The organism is uncultured Enorma sp. (assembly GCA_905210055.1).
Taxonomy (GTDB): Bacteria; Actinomycetota; Coriobacteriia; order Coriobacteriales; family Coriobacteriaceae; genus Enorma.
Map to the genome: position 1 here is coordinate 1 of CAJLVH010000187.1, position 2,808 is coordinate 2,808.

Genomic DNA, 2,808 nt, shown 5'->3' on the forward strand with positions numbered 1-2,808 from the left:
GGGGGGGGGTGGAGCCGGTTGGGAGGCCGAGGCTCGCGTATGCCAGCCCGCAGGGAACTCCCGAGCGGATCGAGACCGAGGTTGCGTTGACGTTCTTCGAGACGGGCGGGCGCGAGATCACGGTGCCCATCACGTGGGATGACGCATGGTTTGCAGAAGATCTGCGGGAATACAACCACGAGCTTGCGTGCACGTGCGCGGTGCTCTCCTCGCTCGCCTACGCGGAATCTGCTCACTACCAATCGGGGACGTCGGGGCCGGCGTACATGGAGCAAGCGCTCGGGAGCCTCGGTTTCGACGAGGTGCGTACCGGTTCCTATCGGTACCGGAGCGAGGTCGTCGACCAGGTGCTCAACGTTTTCACCAGCAAGGAGGACACGGTAGCCTACGCTGTGGCGCGCAAGCGCATCGCTTCCGAGGGCGCGACGAGGTCGGTGATCGTGGTTGCTGTGCGCGGAAGCTATGGAGCGGAATGGCTGAGCAACCTGTATCTTCATGATGAACGGTCGGTCGCCGAGGGCTTGGAGGGCTACCACCAGGGGTACGTGGATGCGGCGGACGAGATCCGCGAAGCGGTGAGGCCGATGGTTCGCGAGAGCCATGCACGCGGGGATGCCGTGACGCTCGTGGTCACAGGCCACAGCCGTGGAGGCGCTGTCGCGAACCTCGTCGCCGCGATGGCAGATGACGAGCTTGCAGGACAGTATACGGGCGAGGCGGCAGATGCCGAGGACGGTGGGCAGATCGGTCTTTCGGCAACTGACGCGGTGTGTGCGTACACGTTTGCCTCACCCGGATGCACGACGAGCGAGAATGCCCGCGCGGAGCGCTACGACAACATCTTCAACATCGTGAACCCGGCAGATATCATGCCTGCGCTTCCGCTCGCCGCGTGGGGGTACGCGCGCTACGGCGTTGACATGGAGCTGCCTGCTGTTGACGACGAGGGCTTCACGACGGCATACGAGCGCTTCTGCTCCTCATACGCTCAGCTTGTGGGCGAAGACGGGGAGGACGCTGCGAGTCCGTACGACCCTGAAAACGCGTGCGTCGTTCAGGCGGTTGTAGAAGAGGTGGGCGAGCGTGTGGGGTCGGTTTCGGAGCTCACGACGCCCGGCGGCATCGCGACCGTCGCCCAGGTGCTCATAGTGCACGTCGATCCCTTAGGGATCCTCTGCGGCCACTACCAAAGCGTCTACGTCGCCTGGATGCTTGCGCTGACGTGACGCGAATGGCCCAGGGTTTCGATGGGACGGCATGCGCAATTACCTCGTCGACTGTTGCCCCAGCGGCTTTTCTATATGGTCGGGGAGCGTAACGTTTCCCTATGCGCGCTCGAGCACGGCGACGGTTTCTACGTGCTCTGTATGCGGGAACATGTCCACCGGCGAAAGCCGCAGCAAGCGATACCCGCCCGCCCCCAGGACTTCGAGGTCGCGCGCTTGCGTCGCGGGGTTGCAACTAATATATACGATGCGTCGCGGGTTTATGGCCATCGCCGCTTCTAGGAACGCGGGCGTGGAGCCGGCGCGCGGCGGATCGAGGGCGATCACGTCGTAGCGCTTGCCGTCGCGGGCGGCTTGGCGCAGAAACGCGGTGGCATCGTCTGCAACGAAGGTTGCTTCGTGTGGGATAAAACCGTTGAGCTCGGCGTTTGTCCGAGCATCGGCGACGCCAGCCTCATTTTTCTCCACACCTTGCAGGCGCACGGTACGCCCCGCATCTGCAGAGGCGCGGGCAGCGCACAGGCCGATGGTGCCGCTCCCGCAATATGCGTCGAAGAGCGCATCTTCCGCTTCGAGCGCCATGCCGTCGATTGCGAGTTGGTACAGCACCTCGGTTTGCTGGGGATTCGTCTGGTAAAAGGCGGTAGGCGAGATGCTAAACGTGCAGCCAAGAAGCTCGTCTCGCATGCTGGGTGCACCGGCGAGCACCCGCGTCTCGAGACCTAGGATCGCGTTGCCTGGACGCGGGTTCACGTTTTGCGCCACGCACGTGATGCGGGGGTCGATTTCGAGCAGCGCCTGCGCGAACTCCTCTGCATGCGGAAGGTCGCGGTTGCTCGTCACAACTGTGAGCATGCCCTCGTCCGTTCGCCAGCCCAGGCGCACGATGGCGTGGCGGAGCAGGCCGCGCTGGGCATCTTCATCGTACGCCCGTATGCCGAAAGACTCGGCCACCCGCGCGACCTCGTTCAGGATGCGGCGCGCGCCCGGAGCCTCCACGGCGCAATCTTCGGCAGCGACGATGCGGTGCGTGCCGGGCGCATAGAACCCGCAGGCAATCCTGCCGTTGGGGCGCGGCGCAAATGGCGTCGTGGCTTTGTAGCGGAACGCGCGGGGGGATGCGAGCTTGCCGGTGCTTTCGGATGTTCCGCCCATACCGCGGATGGGGTCGATCTCGAGCTGCCAGCCGAAGCGCTCGAGAAGCGGCACGAACAGCTCTTCCATCGCGCGTTGCTTGCGCACGAGTTGCTTCTTGTACGGCACGCCGAGCCACGCGCAACCACCGCAGGTACGCATGAGGGGACAAGGGCCAGCGAGGTCCTTTTCTGTGCGGGTGCGCTTCGACATGGGGATTCCTTGCCTGAGAGGTGAGAAAAAGGTATCGGCCACCATTTTCTCACAGTGACATGCCGCTCGCGGCATAAGCCCCAGATTTGCATATTCCGGGAGATAAGGAGACGATTTGCCCGCCTTACTGCCCGGATTTGCATATTTTGGGACTTCCGCCGGCGCGGAGCGAGCGACGCAGGTCGGGCGGCGGGTCGAGTTGCGGGGCGAGCTGCGCAGGTCGGGCGGCGGGTCG

2 protein-coding genes are annotated in these 2,808 nt (G+C 64.3%); one reads left to right on the forward strand and one right to left on the reverse strand.

What is annotated here, in order from left to right; all coding sequences use genetic code 11:
* A partial coding sequence (locus tag QZ079_RS08970) for a lipase family protein (RefSeq protein ID WP_297037507.1) occupies positions 1-1,226 on the forward strand: 1,226 nt, incomplete at its 5' end.
* Between the two features lie 99 nt (positions 1,227-1,325).
* Here QZ079_RS08970 and rlmD read toward each other — a convergent pair.
* Positions 1,326-2,573 (reverse strand): 23S rRNA (uracil(1939)-C(5))-methyltransferase RlmD, encoded by a 1,248-nt coding sequence (gene rlmD / locus QZ079_RS08975; protein ID WP_297037508.1) that lies wholly within the window; start codon positions 2,571-2,573, stop codon positions 1,326-1,328.
* Positions 2,574-2,808: the final 235 nt, after the last annotated feature.